A 16,971-nucleotide genomic window follows, 5' to 3' on the forward strand; every position below is an offset into this window, starting at 1 on the left:
TAGACCTTTACCAATTGATAAAAACAAGGACGGGACGTGCCTGAATCTGAAGCAACCAGAGGTGGTCGATATGCCCAAAAATCAACTTAGTGCTGAAATCATGACGCTATCACGCAGGCAGGTGCTGAAGGCATCGGGGGCTGCCGCCGCGCTCGCCGCGGTCGGAACGCCTTCGCGGCTCTTCGCGCAGGAGAAGCTGAAGGTCGCCGCCATCTACACCGTTCCGTTCGAGCAGCAGTGGGTGAGCCGCATCCACAAGGCCGCGAATGCCGCCAAGGACCGCGGCGACATCGAGTACGTCGCCACCGAAAATGTTTCCAACACCGACTACGAGCGCGTCATGCGCGAATATGCCGAGGCCGGAAACAAGCTGATCGTCGGCGAAGTGTTCGGCGTGGAGGAAGCCGCCCGCAGCGTTGCGGCCGACTATCCGGACACTGCCTTCCTTATGGGCTCGTCCTTCAAGCCGGACGACAAGAACCCGAATTTCGCGGTCTTCGACAACTACATCCAGGACGCCTCCTACCTCACCGGCATCGTCGCCGGCGCGATGACCAGGTCAAAGAACATCGGCATGGTCGGCGGTTTCCCGATCCCCGAGGTCAACCGGCTGATGCACGCCTTCATGGCGGGCGTGAAGGAGACGGCGCCCGATGCGAAGTTCCAGGTTGCCTTCATCGGCTCCTGGTTCGATCCGCCCAAGGCCAAGGAAACCGCTTTCGCGCAGATCGATGGCGGCGCCGACATCATGTACGCCGAGCGCTTCGGCGTCTCCGACGCGGCCAAGGAAAAGGGCGTGCTGGCGATCGGCAACGTCATCGATACCCAGGCCGACTATCCGGAGACGGTCGTCGCGTCGGCGCTCTGGCACTTCGAGCCGACGCTTGACAAGGCGATCGCCGAGGTGAAGGCCGGAACCTTCAAGGCGGCCGACTACGGCGTCTATTCCTTCATGAAGGAAGGCGGCTGCTCGCTTGCGCCGCTTGGAACGTTCGAGGGCAAGGTGCCCGCGGACGTCATGGCAATGGTCGCCGACAAGGAGAAGGCGATCAAGGACGGCTCCTTCACAGTGGCCATCAACGACGACGAGCCGAAGTCGAGCTGACGAACTCACCTCTCCCCTTGAGGGAGAGGTCGGATTGCCCCGATTTGCCCTTCGCAAATCGGTCGGCAATCCGGGTGAGGGGGGTGCCAGCTGGAACACCCCTCATCCGACCTCGCTTCGCTCGGCCACCTTCTCCCTCAAGGGGAGAAGGAAGGAATTTCGCCTATGTCACCCGTTCTCCGCCTGTCCGGCATCACCAAGCGTTTCGGCGCCCTCGTCGCGAACGACGCGATCTCCTTCGACCTCGCGCGTGGCGAGGTGGTCGCCCTGCTCGGCGAGAACGGGGCCGGCAAGACAACCCTGATGAACATCCTTTTCGGCCACTACGTCGCCGACGAGGGTCTGGTCGAAGCTTTCGGAAAACCGCTGCCGCCGGGCGATCCCCGCGCCGCGCTCGAGGCGGGCATCGGCATGGTCCACCAGCATTTCACGCTGGCCGACAACATGTCGGTCCTGGAGAACATCGCGCTCGGCACGCAGGGACTGTGGGGCTGGAAGCTCGACCGAAAGGGCGCGCGCCAGCGCATCGAGCAGATGTCCCGGGAGTTTGGCCTGGCGGTCGATCCCGGTGCGCTGGTCGGTTCGCTTTCGGTCGGCGAGCGTCAGCGGGTCGAAATACTCAAGGCGCTCTATCGCGATGCAAAGATTCTCATTCTAGACGAGCCGACGGCGGTTCTGACGCCGGCCGAGACGGATGCTCTCTTCGCCACCCTGAAGCTGCTCGTCGCGCAGGGCCTTTCCATCATCTTCATCTCCCACAAGCTCAACGAGGTCATGGCGGTAAGCGACCGGGTGCTTGTGCTGCGCGGGGGCAAGCTGGCCGGCGAGCGCGCAACAGCCGACAGCAGCCGCGGCGAACTTGCCGCGCTGATGGTTGGCAAGGAGGTCGAGCAGGCCTCGGTGCCGCCGGTCGAGCCTGGCCCTCTGCAACTGGTGCTCAATGCGGTCTCGACGGCGCGCCGCGGATCGGGACAGTCGCTCGAGCGCATCTCGCTTTCGCTGCGCGGCGGCGTGATCACCGGCCTGGCCGGCGTATCGGGCAATGGCCAGGCGTCCCTCGCGGCGCTTATCGCCGGCACGGAAGCGCCGTCGTCGGGAGAGATGATCGTTCGCGGTGCGGCCGTACAGGAATGGTCGCCGCGCGCGGCGCTGTCTGCGGGCATCGCCCGTATCCCGGAAGACCGCCATGCGGTCGGGACGATCGCCGACATGAGCGTTACCGAGAACGTCATCGCCGAGCAGTACCGGACGCCGCGCTTCGGCAATCGGGGAATCCTGGACTGGCGCGCCGCCCGCAGGTTCGCCGAGCAGATCATCGCCGACTACGACGTCAAGTGCCCGTCGCCGGACAGCCGGATCCGGCTGCTCTCCGGCGGCAACATGCAGAAGCTGATCCTCGGCCGTGCGCTGGACCCCGAGCCGGCGGTGATCCTCGCCAACCAGCCGACGCGCGGCCTCGACGTCGGCGCCGTCGGCTACGTCCACCGCAAGCTCATAGAAGCCCGCGAGCGCGGCGCGGCGATTCTGCTGATCTCCGAGGATCTCGAGGAAATCCTCGCATTGTCCGACCGCATCATCGTCATGTCCAAGGGCCGCCTCTCGTCGGCCTCCCAGCGCGGCGAGCGCTCGGTGCGCGAACTCGGCGAACTCATGGCCGGCCACGGAATGGAGGCGGCGTGAATGCGGCTTGAACCAAAACCCGCGCCGTCGCTCGGCGCGACGCTGCTCTATCCGGTGCTGGCGGTCGCCGTGACGCTCGGCATAACCGCGCTGCTGGTGCTCGCCGCCGGAGCATCGCCCTATTCCGTCATGCATCTGGTCTGGAAGGGCGCCGCAGGCTCGCAGTTCGCGCTGCTGGAGACGCTGACGCGCGCCACGCCGCTGATCTTTACCGGCCTCGCCGTCGCCGTGGCGTTCCGCGCCAAGCTCTGGAACATCGGCGCCGAGGCGCAGCTCTATGCCGGCGGCGTCGTCACCGTCGTCCTCGGCACCGGCGCACTGCCGCTGCCGGCGTTCCTGCTCATTCCGCTGATCATGGTGGTCGCCATGGCAGCCGGCGCGCTCCTGCTGCTCGGCCCGGCCCTTCTGAAGACCCGGTTCGGCGTCGACGAGGTGGTGACGACGCTGCTCCTCAATTTCATCGTGCTGCTGTTCGTCTCGATGCTGCTCGAAGGCCCGCTGAAGGATCCGATGGGTCTCGGCTGGCCGCAGTCGTCGAGGGTCATCGCGGAAGCGCAGTTGCCGCGCATCATCCAGGGCAAGCGCCTTCACTACGGTTTCGTCATCGCGCTCGTCGCTGCGCTGGCGCTCTGGTTCGTCATGAAGAAGACCGCGCTCGGCTACGAGATGAGGGCGGTCGGCCACAACGCGCAGGCTGCCGCGTTCGCCGGCATCCCCGTCAACGCGGTGCTGATGAAGACGGCGCTCTTGTCGGGCGGGCTCGCCGCGCTCGCCGGCTTCTGCGAAGTTTCCGGCCTGAAGGGCAATCTCACCCTCGATCTGTCGCCCGGCTACGGCTACACCGGCATAGTGGTCGCCATGCTGGCGATGCTCAATCCGATCGGCGTGGTGGCTTCCGCGATCTTCGTCGCCGGCATCTTTGTCGGCGCCGACGCGATGAGCCGGTCCGCCGGCGTGCCCAGCTACATCGCCGACGTCATGGTGGCGACGGCACTGCTCACCATGGTGGTGGCCATCCTCTTCACGCGCTTCAGGCTGAGGTGGAAGTGATGGACGCGTTCGAAATCCTGCTGTCCGCCTCGTTCTGGGTCGCCGCGATCCGCATCGCGTCGCCGCTCATCTTCGCGACGATGGGCGAACTGATCTGCGAGCGCGCGGGCGTGCTCAATCTCGGCATCGAGGGCATCATGACGGCGGGTGCCTTCGCCGGCTGGTTCACCGTCTATGCCGGCGGCGACCTGTGGATGGGCGTCGTGGTGGCGGCGCTGGCGGGCGCCCTGTTCGGTCTGCTGCACGGCACGCTGACAGTGCCGCTTGGCCTGTCGCAGCATGTCGTCGGAATCGGTATCACGCTGCTGGCGACCAGCCTTACCTATTTTACCTACCGCCTGTTGCTGCCGGAAGTTACCTCGCCGCCCAAGATCGAGCCCTTCCAGCCGCTCCCGATCCCCGGTCTCTCCGACATTCCTGTCGTCGGCCAGGCGCTGTTCAACCAGACGCCGCTGACCTACCTCGCCTTCGTCACCGTCGCCCTCACGGCGGGGGTCCTCTATCGGACGCCGCTTGGCCTTGCTGTTCGCGCCGCCGGCGAAAATCCGTCCGCGGTGGAGGCGCAGGGCATCAGCGTCACCGCCATCCGCATGGGAGCCGTGGTGGTCGGCAGCGCGCTGATGGCTGTCGGCGGCGCCTTCCTCACCATGTCCGCCTTCAACTCGTTCTTCTTCGAGATGATCAACGGTCGCGGTTGGATCTGCATAGCGCTGGTCGTCTTCGGCTCCTGGCGGCCGGGCAAGGCGCTCCTGGGCGCAATCCTATTCGCCGCCTTCGATGCATATCAGGTGCGGCTGCAGCAGATCACCGGCGGCGTCGTGCCCTACCAGCTCTTCCTGATGATGCCCTACGCGCTGTCGATCCTGGCGCTCATTCTCGTGGCCCGCCGCGCCACCTACCCGAAAGCGCTGATGATCCCCTACCAGAAAGGCGAGAGATGAGTTTCGACCTCGTAGTGAAGGGCGGCACGCTGCCCGACGGGATGATCGCCGACATCGGCATCAGGGGCGAGGCCATCGCCGCCATCGAACCGTCGATCCAGGCCGAAGCCGGCCGCGTCATCGATGCGACCGGCTGCCTGGTCGCGCCGCCCTTCGTCGATCCGCATTTCCACATGGACGCGACGCTCTCCTACGGCATCCCGCGCATCAACGCGTCCGGAACGCTGCTCGAAGGCATCGCGCTGTGGGGCGAGCTGAAGCCGCTGCTGACGCATGAGGCGGTGAAGGAGCGGGCGCTGCGCTATTGCGACTGGGCGGTGTCGATGGGTCTGCTCGCCATCCGCACTCATGTCGACACCTGCGACGACCGGCTGCTCGCCGTCGAGGCGCTGCTGGAGGTGAAACGAGAGGTATCGCCCTATATCGACCTTCAGCTCGTCGCCTTCCCGCAGGACGGTTTTTATCGTGACCCGACGGCGCGCGAGAACACAATCCGCGCGCTCGACATGGGCGTCGACATCGTCGGTGGCATCCCGCATTTCGAGCGCACCATGGCCGACGGCACGCGCTCGGTGACCGAGCTCTGCGAGATCGCAGCCGAACGCGGCCTGATGGTGGACATGCATTGTGACGAGACCGACGATCCGCTGTCGCGCCACATCGAGCAGCTCGCCTACGAGACTCAGCGCCTCGGCCTGCAGGGCAGGGTGGCCGGTTCGCACCTGACGTCCATGCATTCGATGGACAATTATTACGTTTCGAAACTCCTGCCGCTGATCGCCGAGGCCGGCGTGTCGGCGATCCCCAACCCGCTGATCAACATCATGCTGCAGGGCCGCCACGACACCTATCCCAAGCGGCGCGGGATGACGCGCGTGCGCGAGATGATCACGCACGGCATCCGCGTCGGCTTTGGCCAGGACTGCTGCATGGACCCGTGGTATTCGCTGGGCACCGCCGACATGCTCGACGTCGCCTTCATGGGGCTGCATGTCGGCCAGATGTCGTCGCCGGCCGACATGGCGCGCTGCTTCGACATGGTGACCAACGTCAACGCGAAGATCATGGGGCTCGACCTTCTCGGCCTGGCCGTCGGGAAACGCGCCAGCCTGGTCGTCCTCGACGCCGGCGATCCGGTCGAGGCGCTCAGGCTGCGCGCCGAAAGGCTATGCGTCGTGTCGCGCGGAAAGGTGGTCGCAGAGCGGCCGCGACGCGACACGCTCCTTTCGCTGCCCGGGCGTCCGGGCCAGGTCCACCGCCGCCACCGTCCGGCCGGTTGATCACCGGCCGGAACTCGACGTTGGCTAAAGCTCTTCCGGGACCGGGCTACTCGATCGACTGCTGGTCGAAGGCTGCCGCCGGCGCATAGCCTTGCGGCAGCGCATCGTCGAAGTTGATCGGCGCTTGCTGGAACGCCCGGCGATACTGCACGTTGCCGATGACGACACCCCCTTCCTCGGGGATCAGCATGGTGCGCTGCGTGCCGTCGTTGCAGTTCATCACGGCTTGCGCGTCGCCGCCCGGCCACTGGATCATGCGGCAGTTGAGTTCGCGGAACCAGTTCTTGCCGCTGTCCTCGAAGGACAGCAGGAACGAGCCCTTGCCGGTGCGCGCGACCAGGTCGCCGTTGGGTGCACTCCAGGCCCATTGCAGCGGCTCGGGCAACTGGTCGCTGTAGATCCAGGAGCGGGTCACCAGGGGAGCCTGGTATCCCTGCGCCAGAGCGACGCGATACCAGGTCATTGCCGAGGCGTATTCCGCCGGAATGCCGGCGTCGCGCGTATTCGCCCCGGAGGCCAGAGGCGACTTTTCGGCGAAGGTGAAGCGGAACTGCGAACTGTGCGGCGCCGAAGGATCGATACGGTAGTCGAATCCCCAAGCCTGCCCGGCGAGGGCCGACGCAAACACCAATCCGACTAGAACCGACGGCCGCTTCATCGCCGGCGACCTTAGCATCGGTTCGAACGGCGGTGAACCGCGCCCTGAGGGAAAGTTGATTTTTGATTAAAATTGCCGGTCCATCGACCGCGGCCACAGCCGACTGCCTATGCGGAAGGCTGGCACAAGCCGTTGCTCCAACCTTGCCCTCGCCATGCGCAATGATCGCGTCTAAACCCCTTGGCCAGACAGGCGGCGGGCTGGATGACATTTCTGCGCAATCCTCGGAACCAGGTCCTGCTCGGCATCCTGCTGATGCTGGGCGGCGACTTCATGTTTTCGCTGAACGACGCGATGGGCAAGTGGCTGGTGGTCACGCTGTCGGTCGGCCAGGTCGTCTTCGTGCGCTCGATCGGCGCCTTCCTGGTGCTTGGCCCGATGATCGCGCACCAGGGGCCGCGCGCGCTGCTGGTGATGGACAGGCCGTGGCTGCAGTTCACGCGGGCCATGCTCGCCGCAGTCGAGACGGTGCTGTTCTACGCGGCCGTCTACTACCTGCCGCTGGCCGACGTCATGAGCTTCTACATGGCCGGGCCGATCTACGTCGCCGCGCTGTCGCACCTCCTGCTCGGCGAGCCGGTCGGCTGGCGCCGCTGGGCGGCGATCCTCGTCGGCTTCTGCGGCGTGCTCGTCATGCTGCAGCCCACCGGATCGTTTTCCCTGGCATCGTTCTACGCGCTTGCCGGCAGCGTCGCCTTCGGGCTGATCATCATCCTCGGGCGCATGCTGCGCGGCACCAGCGACACCACGCTGGTGACCTGGCAGACCATCGGCACACTGATCGTCGGCGGCCTGCTCATGATCGGCAACTGGAAGACGCCAGACGCGGTCGAATGGTCGGGCATGCTGCTTCTCGGCGTCGTCGCCTGCCTTGCGCATCTGATGATCGTGCGCGCCCTCAAGCTGGCGCCGGCAGCCCTGCTTGCGCCGATGCACTACACGATGCTGCTGTGGGCGGTCGCCTTCGGATGGGCCTTCTTCGGCGACGTGCCCGGTCCGCGCATCCTCGCGGGTGCGGCCATCGTCGTCCTTGCCGGCCTTTTCATCTTCCATCGCCAGAAGGTGGTGGCCACCGTTGCGCCGGAAGACATACCGAAGGGCGTGAATTGAGCCCGGTCGGCCCGAGGGCTAGCCCACGAAGCCTGCCGCCTTGTGGCTGCCGTCGCAGAACGGCTTGTTCTTGGAATGGCCGCAACGACAGAGGAAGACGCGCGTCACCCGGTCGATGGTGCGGCCGGTGCCGCTGACGATTTCCAGGTTGCCTTCGACCTTCAGCGATCCGTTCGGCTGCGGCGTGACCTTGAGCGTCCCGTCGCGCGCCTCGAGCGGGCTCGACTCCTTCGCCGCGGGTTCGCCGCTGGCGGCGAACCCGCTCTTGGTGTGGCTGCCGTCGCAATAGGGCTTGTTCCCGGATGCCCCGCAGCGGCACAGCGTGGCGCGCAACGCGTCTTCGCCTGCGATCTCCATGTCGGCACTGAAGGCCAGCGGGCCATTTTCCCTGATCCGCACGGTGTTGACGACTGGCGGCTGCTCGTCGGGGCCGCCGTCCTTGCGCCTGTAGGTAATGGCGCCCGACGGGCAGCTGCGCGCGATGAAGGTAATGGCGTCCACCGATCCGGCGTCCGGATGGATCCACTCGCCGGGCGCGTTCGGTTCGAATACGTCCGGGTGGCCCAGCACGCAGTTGCGCGAATGGATGCAGCGCTTGCCGTCGAAACCGACATCGATTGCCTCGCCTTCGACGAAACGTCGGGTCATGGGTGCGCTCCTCAGCCTGTCGACCGAAGCCTAGCACGGGCCGGGGACGGTTGAAGCGGGAATCTTTCCCTTGCGCACCGCCGCGACGTGTCGCGAGAAGTCCGGCGTCTGCATCAACGCGCGGCAACGCGCGAAACGCCCATCGGCATAGGCGCGGAAGTTCTCGGCCGGGTTCGCATTGGCGAGCTGGATCAGGCCCCAGAGCGTCCACAGGAGATCGCACATCGCCTTGTAGATCACCACGCGCCCGCGTTCGGCCGGTCTCGGTTCGCCGGAAAAATAGGCGCGCAGCATCTCCTCGTCCTGCCGCTCGCCGAACTTGCCCTCGACTGACAGGTCGCCGAGGTCCCACATCGGGTCGTTCATGCCGGCATACTCCCAGTCGACGATCCACATGCGGTCGCCGGCGTCGAGAAAATTCTCGCACAGCGGATCGCAATGGCAGGCGACAAGAGGCGCGGGGTGCAGCGACAGAGCCTGGCGGATGTCCTCGGCCTCATGCAGCACGTCGTGGTATCCCGGCGGCAGCTCCACCTCCTTGGTCGACAGCACCTTCAGGTAGTCGTCGATCATCGCGAAAAGGTAGAAGCGGAAGGGGAAGACCGCGCCGGAAGTATGCAGCTTGCGGAAGGCCTCGGCCGCGCGCGCCGGCGCTGCCTCGTTGAGCTTGAAGGCTGCCGGCGACATTGTCTGCGCCTCGTCGATGAAGCGGGTCACCATCACGCCCTTCTCGTCGAAATAGAGGACTTCAGGGCTGACGCCGGCCTTTGCTGCCTCGCGCGCGGCGACGGCCTCGTGCGCACGGTTGATGTACTCTTCGGTTCCTTTTCCGGGCACGCGGATGCAGTGGTCGCCGACCTGGAAAACCAGGTTGGTCAGTCCGCCCAGCCTGACGACAGGCCCGTCATAGTCCTTGAGCAGCGGCACTCCGGCCATTGCTTGGCGCGCCAGGTCCAGGTCGCTCATGAATCCCCCTGTCGTTTTGTCCGGCGGGACCGTTCCACAGTTCGCCTCCCTTGGCTATGATCGAAGTGACACGCATGAACAGGCAATTTCCAATGTCAGGCAGCAGGCATGACGGGGCGCTCGGCGCCGTCTACGACGCGAAGGACGCGGGCGAGGTCGCCGCGCTCTACGACCGCTGGTCGGAAACCTACGACCAGGAGATGGCGCTTGCCGGCTACCGCCACCCCTCGATCTGCCTTGCGCTTCTGTCGCGCCATCTGCCGCGCGGCGCGTCGCCCCTGCTCGACGCCGGCGCCGGCACCGGCCTGATCGGCGAGTGGCTCGGCATCATGGGCTATCCGCATGTCGAGGCACTCGACATCTCCGAAGGCATGCTGGCCAAGGCAGCCGGGAAGGGCGCCTACAGGGCCTTCCACCGGCTGGCCCTCGGCGGGCCGCTGCCCTTCGCGGACGACCATTTCGCGGGCATTGTGTCGGCCGGCGTCTTCACGTCGGGCCACGTCGGCGTCGAGGGGCTCGACGAACTCATCCGCATCTGCCGCCCCGGCGGCGCCGTCGTGCTTACGGTCAAGAACACGCTTTGGGACGGTGGTTTCTCCGCCCGCATCGCCGATCTGGAGGGACAGGGTCTCGTCGCGCGCGCCGAGGAGACCGAACCCTACGTCTCGATGCCGGGTGAGGCCGGCACTGTGCCGAGCCGCGGGCTGGTGCTGCGGCGGATGTGAACTGCCCGGATTGGGGTGGCCGGCTCAGTCTACGCCTTCACGCGCTCCGCTTTCGCATCGTACATCGGCTCCAGCCAGATCCTGGTCGGCGTGCGGTCCATCGCCACGACCAGTTCGTAGTTGCCGGAAGCAAGGAACTCGTCGCTCACGCCGTCGGCGTTGCGCACATAGCCGTAGCCGATGTTCTTGCCGATCGTGTAGCCGTAACCGCCGGATGTCAGATAGCCGACCGGTTCGCCATTCCTGAGGATGGTCTCGCGGCCCAGCAGCACGACATCGGGAGCGTCGACCGTGAAGCCCGCGAACCGTTTCTTCAGGGGCTCGCCGGACGCCTTCTCCAGCGCGCGCCGTCCCAGGAAATCCGTGTTCTTGCGAAGTTTTACGGCCCATCCGAGGCCTGCCTCCTGGGGCGTGTCGTTCGGCGTGATGTCGGAGCCCCAGGCGCGGTATCCTTTTTCCAGCCGGAGCGCTTCCAGCGCGCGGTAGCCGATTGGCCGGATGTCGTGCTTGGCGCCGGCTTTCATCAGGGTATCGAATACATCGCCGGTCGCGGCCAGCGGTACGTGCAGTTCCCAGCCGAGTTCGCCGACATAGGTGATGCGGAGCGCGCGAACCGCATGTCCGGCGATGACGATCTCGCGTACATGCCCGAATGGAAAGCCGGCATCGGAGACGTCCGAATCGGTCGCTGCCGAAAGCACGTCGCGCGCCCGCGGCCCCATCAGCGACAGGGTCCCGAATTGCTCCGTGACGTCCACCAGCTTGGCGTCGAGCCCGTCGGGCAGGTGGTCCTCGATCCAGCCGAAATCGTGCGTCCGGAATCCGGTGCCGGTGACGATGTAGAAGCGGTCGTCGGCGAGCCGCGCCACGGTCAGGTCCGCCTCGATGCCGCCGCGCGTATTGAGCAACTGCGTGTAGGTCAGCCGGCCGGGCGGCCGCGAGACGTCGTTGGCGCAGATCCAGTCGAGGGCCTGCTGGGCCTGCTTTCCGGACAGCTCGTACTTGGCGAACGACGACTGGTCGAAGATGCCGACCTTTTCGCGGACGTGGCGGTGTTCCTCGCCAACCGCCGCGAACCAGTTCTGCCGGCCCATAGAATAGACGTCGCGGGCCTCGACGCCTTCGGGCGCGAACCAGTTCGGTCGTTCCCAGCCAAGCTTCGAGCCGAACACTGCGCGGTGCGCCTTCAGCCGCTCGTAGAGCGGCGAGACGATGCGCGGGCGCCCGCTTTCATATTCCTCGTGCGGGAAGCCGACCGTGTAGTGCTTGCCATAGGCTTCGAGGGTGCGGTCGGCGACCCATCGCCGGTCGCGGTGCAGGCCGGAGAAGCGCCTGATGTCGACCACCCAGAGGTCGAGCGGCGCCTCGCCGTCCACCACCCATTGCGCCAGCACCCAGCCTGCGCCGCCGCCCGACGCGATGCCGAAGGCGTTGAAGCCGGCGCCGACGAACATGTTGGTGCACTCCGGCGCCGATCCCAGGATGAAGTTTCCGTCCGGCGTGAAGCTCTCCGGGCCGTTGATCATCTGCTTGACGCCGGCCGTCTCCAGCGCCGGCACGCGCGCGATGGCCTGCTCCATATGCTGCTCGAAATGATCGAAGTCGTCGTCGAACAGGCGGAACTCCCAGTCGTCGGGCACGTCGCCGCCGGCAAGGCCGGTTTCCCAGGCCTGCGGGTTCGGCTCGTATCCGCCCATCACCAGCCCGCCGACCTCTTCCTTGAAATAGGTGCGCCGGTCGGGATCGCGGATCGTCGGTGCGGCGGCGGCCAGCCCCTCGAGCTTCTCGGTGATGATATACTGGTGCTTCACCGGTTGCAGCGGCACGGTGATGCCGGCCATCGCGCCGACCTGACGCGCCCATTGCCCGGCGCAGTTGACCACCTTGTCACAGGCGACGTCGCCGGCCGATGTCTTCACCTTGACGATACGCCCGTCCTTCATCTCGAAGCCGGTGACGCGCACGCCCTCGAACAGCTTCGCGCCATGCATGCGCGCGCCCTTGGCCAGCGACTGCGTGATGTCGGAAGGGCTCGCCTGTCCGTCGGTCGGCAGCCACGACGCGCCGACGAGATCGGACACGTCCATCAGCGGCCACATGCGCTTCACTTCCTCCGGCGACACCAGGTGCATGTCCATGCCGAAGCTCCTGGCGGTGGTCGCCAGCCGGCGAAATTCCGTCCAGCGGTCCGTGTTGGTGGCGAGCCTCAGGCACCCGGTCATCTTCCAGCCGGTTGCCAGTCCCGTCTCGGCCTCCAGCCCCTTGTAGAGGTCGACGGAATATTTGAGCACCCGCGTGATCGACGCCGACGAGCGCAACTGCCCGACCAGTCCTGCCGCATGCCAGGTCGACCCCGAGGTGAGCTTTCCCTGTTCCAGGAGGATCACGTCGGCCTTGTGGTCGCGCGCCAGGTGGTAGGCCGTGGAGCAGCCGATGATGCCGCCGCCGATCACGACGATCGCGGCTTGGCTTGGCAGGGTCATGGGAGCAGCTTTCCGTATGTCGTCTGGTACGTTTCGAGAGCGGCGTCGAGCCGCGCGAGGTTTTCGGCCGTATAGGCCGCGTAGTCGGCGCCCGGCGCTGCCAGGTGCAGTTCCGACACCATCGACCACATGGCTTCGCGCAGCAGCGAGGCGCACTGCGTGGCCGCGTGCGAGCGCCGGAGGTCGATGTCGGGCGCATGGCCGAAATACTCGGCCAGGAGTTCGTCGGATTCGTCGGCTGTCATGCCGGCGTTGGATGCCGCTCCGGCGAGGTCGAACATGGCCGTGTTGAAGCCGGCATATTCGAAGTCGATCAGCCAGAGCTTGTGCCCGTCGTCGAGGAAGTTGGCGGGCAGGAGGTCGTTGTGCCCGAAGATGACCGGCAACGGCATCTGCCGCGCCTCCAGCGCGTCGTTAAGTGCGAGGAACTCGGGCAGCCGATGCGTCATCCGGCTGTTGCCGGCCTGCAGGGTGCGGGCATAGTCGCGGTTGACGTGGAAAACCCAGAACATGAAGCCGGCGCCCGAGACATGCCTGGGCATTTCGTGATGGAAGTCCCGCATGAGCCTGGCGATGCGCGAGCGGTTGGCGCGCACATCGTCCGCGGAATAGGTCCGGGCGTCCAGGAAGTCGGCGACCATGACGCCCGTTTCGGCGAACGTGACTGCAGGCGCGAAGCCGGCCGCCGCGGCCGCACGGGCGACCATGACTTCGCGTTCGCGTTGAACATGGTGAAACGGAAAATCCTTGCCGATGCGAACGACATGCTTGCCGTTCGCGTCGGCGACCAGAAAGCTCTCGTTGCTGAGGCCGCCCTTCAGCGGTTCGATCGAGATGGCCCCGTTCCACATCTTCAGCGACCGGATACGGTATTCCGCCGCTCTCATGCGCGCACCACGATATCTGGACCTGTGCGTCCCAATGCCAATTGCGACATTCCCGTCGGCAGGTGCGGTGGCGAAGGGCTTCGCCGCCGGCGGTTCCTGGAAATCAGGCAGCCACTGTCGAATGGCCGCCCGCGCATTGTCAACGCGATTTTGTGGTTTTTTTTGACTTTATGACCGATTGACGATCGAAATCCCGGGAACCTGTCAGCCAGGCCGGATCGGCGGTTGCTTCGACGATTTCGAACCAAATCGGCGAGAAACGGTGTAGAAGCGCGGGTGTGGGGCAGGGGGCCTCCGTTCGAGGCGCAGCGAGGCGGATGAACTATTCCAAGCGGCACGGCGAGATTCTGAAGCTTATCCAGGAGGAGGGGACGATCACGATCGCCCGCCTTGCCGAAAAGCTGGGCGTTTCGCTCGAAACAGTACGGCGTGACGTGAAGCCGCTCGCCCGCGATGGCTCGGTGATGAAGATGCATGGCGCCATAGGCCTGCCGTCCGTGGTCGGCGAGGCGCCCTTCGAGCGGCGCATGCGCGAGCAGGCCGACGCCAAGCGCGCCATCGCCCGCCACGTCGCCGGCACCATCGGCGACGGCGAATCCGTCATGCTCGACACGGGTACGACGACCAGCTTCCTGGCGCGCGAACTGCTCAACCACCGCCGCCTGACCGTCGTCACCAACTCCTCCGACATCGCCCGCACGCTGGCAACCGTGAACGGCAACAAGGTGTACATGGCGGGTGGCGAGTTGCGCAGCGATTCAGGGGCCGCCTTCGGCGTTTCCGCGATCGAGTTCGTCAGCCGGTTCAGCGTCAACCACGCCGTCATCACGGCCGGCGCCATCGACGCGGAGGACGGCGTCATGGACTACGTGCTCGAGGAGGCGGAGTTCGCCCGCGTCGTGCTGACGCGCGGCACCCGGACGATCGTCGTCACCGACCATACGAAATTCGGACGCCAGGGCCTGGTCCAGGTTTGCGCTTTCTCGGCTTTCGGCGAACTGGTGACCGACCTGCCGCCGCCGCGTGACGTCGCTGCGGCCATCGAGGGCGCCGGCGCCAAGCTCGTCGTCGCGGGATCCCGCTAGGCGAACACTAGCGACCGGTGCGCGGCGACGCCGGCCAGCGCGCCGTCGGCCACCGCAAGCGGAACGCTCGGCGCCGGCCGCGCGATGTCGCCTGCGGCAAATACGCCCGGCACCGTCGTCTGCTTCATGTCGTCGACCTTGACGATCGGGCCGAACTGGCCGTCGACGTTCACGCAGCCGAGTTGTTCGCCGATGCTGCTGGTGAGGGTCGAGCGCGGCTGCGTGAACAGTCCGGCCAGGTTGACGCTGCCGCCGCCGTCCAACTGGACGGTCAGGGCGTCCGGACGTGAGGCGACGGCCTTGACCGATCGCCGCTCGACCGCGACGTCGCGCGCCTTGAACTGCTGGAGCATGTCGGCGTCCGGCTCGATCGCGCCGTTCAGGAACAGCGTGACCGGACCCCATTCGCGCACCAGCAGGGCGTGGTGCAACGCGACCGGACCGTTGGCCGCCAGTACCCCGAGCGGACGACCGCCGAATTCGTAGCCGTGGCAATAGGGGCAATGCGCGACGCGCCGGCCCCATTCGTCGGCGAGGCCGGGGATGTCGGGCAGCGCGTCGCTGACGCCATGCGCGAGCACGATGCGGCGCGCCGATAGCGTCCCGCCGTTCGCGCCGGAGAGGGTGAAGGCGTCAGCCGCACCGTCGGCGCTTTCCGCCCGGGCGTCGACGAAGCGCACGGTCGGATAGGCGGAAAGCTGCCTGCGGGCGCCGGCGATGATGTCGGCGGGCGGCACGCCGTCTTGCCCGAGGAAGCCGTGCGATGCCGCGGCGTACCGGTTGCGCGGTTCGCCGGTGTCGAAGATCGTCACCGTTCGGCGGGCGCGTGCGAGTTGCAGCGCGGCCGACAGTCCGGCGAAGCTGCCGCCGATGATGGCGACGTCAGTTGCGGTCGTGGACATGATTGTTCTCCAGGTGGGCCGACACGCCTGCGCCGCATTCGGCGACAAGGTCGGCGAGGGTCACTTGCGCGAGGCGCTGCGCCAGAATCCGTTCGACCTCGTCCCGAACGTCGTCGAGCGATCGGTTGACGGCGCGCTCGACGAGACAGCGTGGATTCTCCGGTTCGGTGCTGAACGCAATCAGCTTCTCGTCCAGCGCCGCCGTGACGTCGGCGAGCGTGATCCGGTCGGCCGGCCGCGCCAGCGTCCAGCCGCCGCCATGGCCGCGAGTCGACGAAAGGATGCCGGCCTCGCGCAGGCCGGCCACCATGCGCCGCACGACGACGGGATTGGTGTTCAGCCAGGATGCGATCTGCTCGGAGGTCATCGCGTGGTCCGGCCTGTGAGCCATATGCACCAGCGCGTGCAGGGATGCCGAAAGCTTGCTGTTTCGCTTCATGTAACTTTTATAGTTACGAAATGGCGGGCAATCAAGGACGGCGATACACTTTCCTAAATCTGCGCCGCGCTGTTATCTGCGTGCATGGCCTTCACGATCAGGCAGCTCCAGTATTTCGTCGCGGTTGCCGAGCGGGGCACGGTTTCCGGCGCCGCGCAGCATCTTTCCATCTCGCAGTCGGCGGTAACCGAGGCGATCAAGGACCTTGAGAGCGACCTCGGCGTGTCGCTGTTCGATCGCCATCCGCGCGGCCTGAACGTCACCCACAAGGGACATCAGTTCCTGCGCCATGCCACGAAGATCCTGGCCGACGTATCGGACGCGCGGCGCACCTTCTTCAGCGACCGCGAGGTTACGACCGGAAGACTTCAACTCGGCGTGACGTCGCTGGTCGCCGGCTACGTGCTGTCCGACCTGCTCGCCCGCTACCGCCGCGCGCACCCCGCGGTCGAGATTTCGGCCATCGAGGATGACGGCGACTACCTCGAGCACCTGCTTGTCGGCGGAAAGCTGGACATCGCCGTCATGGTCACCTCCAACCTGCGCGACCGGATGGCGCTGCAGTCGGAGATTCTCGAGGTTTCCGCCTACCGGCTCTGGCTTCCGATGGGCCACAGCCTGGCCAGCGCGGAGATCATCAACCTGGCCGACGTCGCCACCGAACCGCTCATCATGCTGACCGTGGACGAGATCGAGGAGAACACCGGCAAGCTTCTGGCGGCGCTCGGCACGCGCCCGCACGTGGCCTTCCGGACCCGCTCGGTGGAGGCCGTCCGCAGTCTTGTCGCCACCGGCGCCGGGGTCGCGCTTTTGCCCGACCTCGTCTACCGGCCCTGGTCGCTCGAAGGCGACCGCATCGAGTCGCGCGACATCTCGGGGGCGCTGCCGGTCGTCCAGGTGGGCATGGTCTGGCGGCGCGGTTCCGGGCTGCCGCAGGCGGCGCGCGATTTCATCGGCATCGCCCAGTCGCAGCGGACGGTGCGCCGCTGACCTGATCTGGTATCGGGAAAAC

Annotated in this window: 16 protein-coding genes; 9 read left to right on the forward strand and 7 right to left on the reverse strand. The window is 66.3% G+C overall.

From position 1 onward, the window contains the following. The first annotated feature begins 100 nt into the window (after positions 1-100). The 5 genes from ABUE31_RS21290 (at position 101) to ABUE31_RS21310 (ending at position 6,056) form a co-directional block, all read left to right on the forward strand. Positions 101-1,105 (forward strand): BMP family protein, encoded by a 1,005-nt coding sequence (locus tag ABUE31_RS21290; protein ID WP_367725762.1) that lies wholly within the window; start codon positions 101-103, stop codon positions 1,103-1,105. 165 nt (positions 1,106-1,270) lie between these two features. Continuing rightward, a complete protein-coding gene (locus tag ABUE31_RS21295) occupies positions 1,271-2,785 on the forward strand; it encodes an ABC transporter ATP-binding protein (protein WP_367725763.1) in 1,515 nt (504 codons plus the stop codon). Further along, positions 2,786-3,835, forward strand: a complete 1,050-nt coding sequence (locus ABUE31_RS21300) for an ABC transporter permease (protein ID WP_367725764.1) — start codon at positions 2,786-2,788, stop codon at positions 3,833-3,835. After that, entirely contained in the window at positions 3,835-4,776 is a 942-nt protein-coding gene (locus ABUE31_RS21305) for an ABC transporter permease (protein ID WP_367725765.1), read from the forward strand. The genes ABUE31_RS21300 and ABUE31_RS21305 overlap by 1 nt, the downstream gene beginning before the upstream one ends. After that, entirely contained in the window at positions 4,773-6,056 is a 1,284-nt protein-coding gene (locus ABUE31_RS21310; protein ID WP_367725766.1) for an amidohydrolase family protein, read from the forward strand. Before ABUE31_RS21305 ends, ABUE31_RS21310 begins: the two co-directional genes overlap by 4 nt. Before the next feature lie 46 nt (positions 6,057-6,102). On the opposite strand, the gene ABUE31_RS21315 is transcribed toward ABUE31_RS21310, so the two are convergent. Further along, positions 6,103-6,714 (reverse strand): hypothetical protein, encoded by a 612-nt coding sequence (locus tag ABUE31_RS21315; protein ID WP_367725767.1) that lies wholly within the window; start codon positions 6,712-6,714, stop codon positions 6,103-6,105. Positions 6,715-6,918: 204 nt separating this feature from the next. Between ABUE31_RS21315 and ABUE31_RS21320 the strand changes: the two genes are divergently transcribed. After that, the gene (locus tag ABUE31_RS21320; protein WP_367725768.1) at positions 6,919-7,824 is read left to right on the forward strand and encodes a DMT family transporter; all 906 of its coding nucleotides are present in this window, start codon (positions 6,919-6,921) and stop codon (positions 7,822-7,824) included. Between the two features lie 18 nt (positions 7,825-7,842). On the opposite strand, the gene ABUE31_RS21325 is transcribed toward ABUE31_RS21320, so the two are convergent. Further along, complete coding sequence (locus ABUE31_RS21325) at positions 7,843-8,472, reverse strand: CDGSH iron-sulfur domain-containing protein (RefSeq protein ID WP_367725769.1); 630 nt, start codon at positions 8,470-8,472, stop codon at positions 7,843-7,845. Positions 8,473-8,502: 30 nt separating this feature from the next. Then, on the reverse strand, positions 8,503-9,438 hold the full coding sequence (locus ABUE31_RS21330; RefSeq protein ID WP_367725770.1) for a phosphotransferase: 936 nt from the start codon (positions 9,436-9,438) through the stop codon (positions 8,503-8,505). Positions 9,439-9,530: 92 nt separating this feature from the next. Here ABUE31_RS21330 and ABUE31_RS21335 point away from each other — a divergent pair, with 92 nt between their 5' ends. Then, positions 9,531-10,163 (forward strand): class I SAM-dependent DNA methyltransferase, encoded by a 633-nt coding sequence (locus ABUE31_RS21335; protein WP_367725771.1) that lies wholly within the window; start codon positions 9,531-9,533, stop codon positions 10,161-10,163. A gap of 29 nt (positions 10,164-10,192) precedes the next feature. On the opposite strand, the gene ABUE31_RS21340 is transcribed toward ABUE31_RS21335, so the two are convergent. Together ABUE31_RS21340 and ABUE31_RS21345 are read right to left on the reverse strand one after the other, a co-directional pair. Beyond that, positions 10,193-12,646 (reverse strand): GcvT family protein, encoded by a 2,454-nt coding sequence (locus ABUE31_RS21340; RefSeq protein WP_367725772.1) that lies wholly within the window; start codon positions 12,644-12,646, stop codon positions 10,193-10,195. Then, positions 12,643-13,533 carry a phosphotransferase gene (locus ABUE31_RS21345; protein WP_367725773.1) on the reverse strand — a complete coding sequence of 297 codons (891 nt, stop codon included), beginning with the start codon at positions 13,531-13,533 and terminating at the stop codon, positions 12,643-12,645. The genes ABUE31_RS21340 and ABUE31_RS21345 overlap by 4 nt, the downstream gene beginning before the upstream one ends. Positions 13,534-13,850: 317 nt before the next feature. Between ABUE31_RS21345 and ABUE31_RS21350 the strand changes: the two genes are divergently transcribed. Beyond that, on the forward strand, positions 13,851-14,618 hold the full coding sequence (locus ABUE31_RS21350) for a DeoR/GlpR family DNA-binding transcription regulator (protein ID WP_367725774.1): 768 nt from the start codon (positions 13,851-13,853) through the stop codon (positions 14,616-14,618). On the opposite strand, the gene ABUE31_RS21355 is transcribed toward ABUE31_RS21350, so the two are convergent. Both ABUE31_RS21355 and ABUE31_RS21360 read right to left on the reverse strand, forming a co-directional pair. Beyond that, a complete protein-coding gene (locus ABUE31_RS21355; RefSeq protein WP_367725775.1) occupies positions 14,615-15,520 on the reverse strand; it encodes an NAD(P)/FAD-dependent oxidoreductase in 906 nt (301 codons plus the stop codon). The genes ABUE31_RS21350 and ABUE31_RS21355 overlap by 4 nt on opposite strands. Beyond that, positions 15,501-15,959: an Rrf2 family transcriptional regulator gene (locus ABUE31_RS21360; protein WP_367725776.1), complete on the reverse strand. Its 459-nt coding sequence runs from the start codon at positions 15,957-15,959 to the stop codon at positions 15,501-15,503. The genes ABUE31_RS21355 and ABUE31_RS21360 overlap by 20 nt, the downstream gene beginning before the upstream one ends. A gap of 84 nt (positions 15,960-16,043) precedes the next feature. Here ABUE31_RS21360 and ABUE31_RS21365 point away from each other — a divergent pair, with 84 nt between their 5' ends. Then, a complete protein-coding gene (locus ABUE31_RS21365) occupies positions 16,044-16,949 on the forward strand; it encodes a LysR family transcriptional regulator (RefSeq protein WP_367725777.1) in 906 nt (301 codons plus the stop codon). The last annotated feature ends 22 nt before the right edge of the window (positions 16,950-16,971 follow it).

The organism is Mesorhizobium marinum, from assembly GCF_040813675.1.
Lineage (GTDB): Bacteria > Pseudomonadota > Alphaproteobacteria > Rhizobiales > Rhizobiaceae > Mesorhizobium_K > Mesorhizobium_K marinum.

What these genes read in the sequence shown, in the direction of transcription:
- ABUE31_RS21310 (WP_367725766.1), top strand. Translation starts at nt 4,773, where the DNA reads ATGAGTTTCGACCTCGTAGTGAAGGGCGGCACGCTGCCCGACGGGATG.
- ABUE31_RS21325 (WP_367725769.1), bottom strand. Translation starts at nt 8,472, where the DNA reads ATGACCCGACGTTTCGTCGAAGGCGAGGCAATCGATGTCGGTTTCGAC.
- ABUE31_RS21315 (WP_367725767.1), bottom strand. Translation starts at nt 6,714, where the DNA reads ATGAAGCGGCCGTCGGTTCTAGTCGGATTGGTGTTTGCGTCGGCCCTC.
- ABUE31_RS21345 (WP_367725773.1), bottom strand. Translation starts at nt 13,533, where the DNA reads ATGAGAGCGGCGGAATACCGTATCCGGTCGCTGAAGATGTGGAACGGG.
- ABUE31_RS21330 (WP_367725770.1), bottom strand. Translation starts at nt 9,438, where the DNA reads ATGAGCGACCTGGACCTGGCGCGCCAAGCAATGGCCGGAGTGCCGCTG.
- ABUE31_RS21350 (WP_367725774.1), top strand. Translation starts at nt 13,851, where the DNA reads ATGAACTATTCCAAGCGGCACGGCGAGATTCTGAAGCTTATCCAGGAG.
- ABUE31_RS21290 (WP_367725762.1), top strand. Translation starts at nt 101, where the DNA reads ATGACGCTATCACGCAGGCAGGTGCTGAAGGCATCGGGGGCTGCCGCC.
- ABUE31_RS21340 (WP_367725772.1), bottom strand. Translation starts at nt 12,646, where the DNA reads ATGACCCTGCCAAGCCAAGCCGCGATCGTCGTGATCGGCGGCGGCATC.
- ABUE31_RS21300 (WP_367725764.1), top strand. Translation starts at nt 2,786, where the DNA reads ATGCGGCTTGAACCAAAACCCGCGCCGTCGCTCGGCGCGACGCTGCTC.
- ABUE31_RS21335 (WP_367725771.1), top strand. Translation starts at nt 9,531, where the DNA reads ATGTCAGGCAGCAGGCATGACGGGGCGCTCGGCGCCGTCTACGACGCG.
- ABUE31_RS21360 (WP_367725776.1), bottom strand. Translation starts at nt 15,959, where the DNA reads ATGAAGCGAAACAGCAAGCTTTCGGCATCCCTGCACGCGCTGGTGCAT.
- ABUE31_RS21365 (WP_367725777.1), top strand. Translation starts at nt 16,044, where the DNA reads ATGGCCTTCACGATCAGGCAGCTCCAGTATTTCGTCGCGGTTGCCGAG.
- ABUE31_RS21295 (WP_367725763.1), top strand. Translation starts at nt 1,271, where the DNA reads ATGTCACCCGTTCTCCGCCTGTCCGGCATCACCAAGCGTTTCGGCGCC.
- ABUE31_RS21305 (WP_367725765.1), top strand. Translation starts at nt 3,835, where the DNA reads ATGGACGCGTTCGAAATCCTGCTGTCCGCCTCGTTCTGGGTCGCCGCG.
- ABUE31_RS21355 (WP_367725775.1), bottom strand. Translation starts at nt 15,520, where the DNA reads ATGTCCACGACCGCAACTGACGTCGCCATCATCGGCGGCAGCTTCGCC.
- ABUE31_RS21320 (WP_367725768.1), top strand. Translation starts at nt 6,919, where the DNA reads ATGACATTTCTGCGCAATCCTCGGAACCAGGTCCTGCTCGGCATCCTG.